The 4,010-nt window shown below is 42.7% G+C and carries 4 protein-coding genes; 1 reads left to right on the top strand and 3 read right to left on the bottom strand.

From position 1 onward, the window contains the following. From J6U00_RS03740 to J6U00_RS03730, 3 genes are all read right to left on the bottom strand, one after another. The coding region (locus J6U00_RS03740; RefSeq protein ID WP_296579063.1) for a 4Fe-4S binding protein at positions 1-886 on the bottom strand (886 nt) is incomplete at its 3' end. A gap of 4 nt (positions 887-890) precedes the next feature. Beyond that, positions 891-1,808 (bottom strand): FAD:protein FMN transferase, encoded by a 918-nt coding sequence (locus J6U00_RS03735; protein ID WP_296579060.1) that lies wholly within the window; start codon positions 1,806-1,808, stop codon positions 891-893. Positions 1,809-1,825: 17 nt separating this feature from the next. Continuing rightward, a complete protein-coding gene (locus tag J6U00_RS03730; protein WP_296579059.1) occupies positions 1,826-3,109 on the bottom strand; it encodes a carbohydrate-binding domain-containing protein in 1,284 nt (427 codons plus the stop codon). A gap of 293 nt (positions 3,110-3,402) precedes the next feature. On the opposite strand from J6U00_RS03730, the gene J6U00_RS03725 reads away from it, so the two are divergent. After that, positions 3,403-3,900, top strand: a complete 498-nt coding sequence (locus tag J6U00_RS03725; protein ID WP_296579057.1) for a CarD family transcriptional regulator — start codon at positions 3,403-3,405, stop codon at positions 3,898-3,900. Positions 3,901-4,010: the final 110 nt, after the last annotated feature.

The raw sequence follows: 4,010 nt of genomic DNA, 5'->3' as shown, positions 1-4,010 counted from the left end.
TGGTTTCAGTTACAGTATTATTCTGAACCTGTACTTTGCTTTCTTCGGCAGAATCGGAAACAGCAGTGAGGATTCCTGCATAGTAAAGACCTGCCACTGCTGTTACGGCAACAGTTCCCGATATTGCAGGAAGTGTTTCAGTGGATATATTCTCATTGGGACAGATGGAAGTACACTTCATGCAGTTTATACATTCGCCCGAGCGGACTTCGTCGTACTTGTAAAGAGGTATGTCCATTGAGCACTTTGCTGTGCAGAGTTTGCAGTTTCCGCACTTTTCGGGCTTACGTTTCAGACTGTATATTCTGAAACGTGATACCAGTGAGAATAATGCTCCGAGCGGACATAGATACCTGCAAAAGAATCGTTCAATGAACAGTGAGCCTATGATAATGAGAAGCAGAAGTGCTCCGCCGAGAGTAAGAAAATATTTCAGACTGCTCCAGCCGCTGAGAGAGCTGTATATGCCGAATACCGTCCACGGGCTCCATACAGTATCCCCTGTAACAGAAAAGCACCATACTCCGATTGCAACAAATGCAAGAACTGCATATTTCAGGAGCTTGAGCCATTTATCAGTCTTTTCGGGAACCTTAACTTTGAATGGTATCAGCTTCCCAATGAAATTCAGCAGATCCTGCATTGCTCCGAAAGAGCATATGAATCCGCAGAAGAATCTTCCCCATACAAGTGTTATGAGGAATACTCCCAGTATCAGAACTAATCTGCCCAAATTGTCAAGCAGGACAAAGCTGCCGCCTGCTATTGAGGTTATAATTCCACCTATTGAGGAGAATATGGTGATAAACAGGGCAGGTACGGTCACAAAGGCTATCAGCTGAATGACCGCTCTGACTATCTGTATGGGGGATATCTTTTTCTTCATAGGATCACATCCTTATTCCTTCTCTGAGATTCTCAGTGACGTAGAGCTTTTTGTCGTATGTAATAAACAGCGCTTCAATATTGAGCTGTTTCAGGAGCTCCATGCTCTTCTCTGCTCCCATAATGAAAGCAGCAGTCGCAAGTGCGTCAAGTTCTTCAGAATTATCGCCCACAAGAGTAACGCCGATCAACCCTGAATCTGAGGGCTTGCCTGTCCGTATATCGGATATGTGATGTATAAACTGGTCGTTTATGATGCAGAACTGCTCGTAAAGTCCTGATGAAACAACAGCTTTTCCGCTTTCGACTTTAATTGAAGCAGCGGACTGCCCGTTGGGAGCAAACGGCATTTGTATACCGATATTTCGCTGCTGTCCTATATTGATAACAGTTCCGCCGAAATTGATGAGGGCATTTTCTACGCCGTAGGCGTGAAGTATATTCCTGACTTCGTTTGCGGCATATCCCTTTGCTATAGCTCCGAGGTCTATCTGCTGTCCCTTGTTTTTCAGCATTACTGTGCGTTTTTGATAATCGAGGATAATGTCCCTGTAGTTTACAAGCTTTCGTACTTTATCAAGTGTACTTTCATCAGGAAGATTTCCGCTTTTTACCACATTTTTCCATAGCTGTGACAGAGGTCTCGATGTTATATCGAATAATCCGTCCGTTATTCTTGAATACATTACGGAGTGTTTTATTAGTCTGAATGTTTCCATTGATACAGCCACAGGAGCTATGCCTGCACGGCTGTTTATAGCAAATATTTCGCTGTCATGTGAATATGCCGACAGCTTTCGGTCAAGGTCTTTTACTCGCTCCTTTGCGGCTGACAATGCTTCATCAGCTTCTTCAAATACAGTTATGGTATTGACTGTACCCATTGCGAAGAATATCTTCTGAGTCTGAACAGTACCGATCATATTATCACCTCACGCTATCAGAATCTGCCGCCGCGACCTCCACCGAAGCCGCTGTTCATACCGCCTCTCATACCGCCGCCCATCATGCTCTGCGGTATTTCAGAAACTTCCTGTCCATTGACTATGATAGTACCGCCGTTGAATTCAGCTGTTCTGTCATAGTCGAAGGAGGACATCTGTGCTGTGATGTTAATAGTTCCGCCGTTAACATATATCGAGCCGTTTGAGTCGATGGCGTCTGTATCGCCCTGTCCCATGGAAACATTTACATTTCCGCCGTTGAAAACTATTGCTGTTTCGTAAGCATTTGTATTTGTTACAGCGTTTATTCCGTCATCGCTGGCATCTATAGTGATATTGCCGTCATTGATAACTATGTATGTAGCTTCAAGACCTTCTGCGGCTGTGATATTGAAATCGCCGCCGTCTATCTGAAGAACTGCACAAGCCTGTATACCGTCACTTCCACCGTTGATAGTGAATGTGCCGTCTGAAATAGTGATACTTCCCTCGGCTTCGTCATTCTCGCAGTGGAAACCGTCTTTGTTTGTGGTGATATTGAAATTTCCGTCATAAACCGAAATAGTATCGTTAGCTTCAAATGCGTCCAGAGCGGATTTTACGTTGTATGTTCCGCCTGTTATCTTCATATCGTCCTTGCAGGTGATACCGTTGCCGTAATAAGAGGTAACATTCAGAGTGCCTGTGCCGTTGAGAACAAGGTCGTCCTTGGAGTAGATAACTGCGTCGGTATTGTTCTCGCCGTCAGCTGTGAACTGTCCGCTGACTGTGAGGGTATTCTCGCTGTCTGTAGTTGTTATGAAGACCTTGTCTGCCGAAAGTACATATATAGCAGTGAAGTCCTCATTCACAATGTCAACGCCGTCCAGTACAAGCTGTACCTTTGCGGAATCGTCTGCATTAACTCTGATAGTGCAGTTTTCAGCACTACCGTTTATAGTATACACGCCCTCATCAGTGATGTCAATGATCTTGTTATCGGCAACTGTTATCTTCTGAGCTTCACTTGTATCTGCGGTCTGCTCAAGGTCACGCTCTGTAAATGTTGTTTCCTGAGTATTGTTTGAAAGCTGTTTTACCTCAGCGGAATCTGTATTCTCAGAAGAAGTTTTATCTGCCTTGGCAGTCTTTTCTACGGTTTCAGCGCTGTCTGATACAACAGTCTTTGCATTTGTGCCTACCGATGTGTTTTCGGATACTGAACTATTATTTCCGCAGCCTGTCATGTAAACTGCCATTGCTGCCATTAAAAAAGCTGAGGTTATATATGTTTTTTTCATAATGATACTTCCTTTCATTGGGAGAGTTGTGTTTGTTTCTATGGTTGTATTATATCGCAGGTATTTGAAGATAAAATGGAACGAAAGTGGAATATAAGCCTTTTACTGTGGAATTTGCAGAAACATTATGTGACAGGAATGTGAAACAGCAAATACATATATTGCATTTTTGTGCAAAACTCCCTTTGCATTATCTTTCAAAAAGTGCTATAATTATAAAAGAGAACGTGTAGCAGTTACTGCGTAAGTCCAGTTGCTTGCTTCACGTTCTATTTTTTTGCGAGGTGATACTTATGTACAACGTAGGTGACATGGTGATGTACGGAGCATTCGGTATATGTAAGGTCACAGCGATAGAAAAGCGTGATTTTACGGGAGAAGAACAGGAATACTATATACTCAAACATACAAGTTCAGAAAAAAACACTTTCTATGTCCCTTTAAGCAATGAATCGGCACTTAGCAATATGCATTATGTATGCTCAAAGGCAGAAGTTGATGAACTCATCTCCCATATGAATTCAGAAGGGCTGATATGGATAGATAACGACATCAAGCGAAAGGAAGAATACAGCCGTATCATAAAGGATGCCGACAAGCATGAGATCATAAGGCTTATCAAAACGCTGTACCTTCGCCGTAAGGAGCTTGCCGAAAGCGGGAAAAAGCTCCGTTCCACGGACGAGAATTACCTCAGCCTTGCAGAAAATATGCTTTTTGAGGAGTTTGCTTTTGCTCTTGATATTGACAGGAGTGAAGTTGTCGAATATATCGAAAAGCATATCGCATAATCTTTGTGCAAAAATGCCTTTGAATTATTCTGAAAAAATTGATATAATTAGCATATGACGAGTAGCAATTCTGCGTAAGTCCAGTTATTGCTGCTCGTTTTATTATTTTT

This window comes from Ruminococcus sp. (assembly GCF_017650195.1).
Taxonomy (GTDB): Bacteria; Bacillota; Clostridia; order Oscillospirales; family Ruminococcaceae; genus Ruminococcus.
This window is presented reverse-complemented; position numbering and strand designations above follow the sequence as displayed.

What these genes read in the sequence shown, in the direction of transcription:
- J6U00_RS03730 (WP_296579059.1), bottom strand. Translation starts at nt 3,109, where the DNA reads ATGAAAAAAACATATATAACCTCAGCTTTTTTAATGGCAGCAATGGCA.
- J6U00_RS03735 (WP_296579060.1), bottom strand. Translation starts at nt 1,808, where the DNA reads ATGATCGGTACTGTTCAGACTCAGAAGATATTCTTCGCAATGGGTACA.
- J6U00_RS03725 (WP_296579057.1), top strand. Translation starts at nt 3,403, where the DNA reads ATGTACAACGTAGGTGACATGGTGATGTACGGAGCATTCGGTATATGT.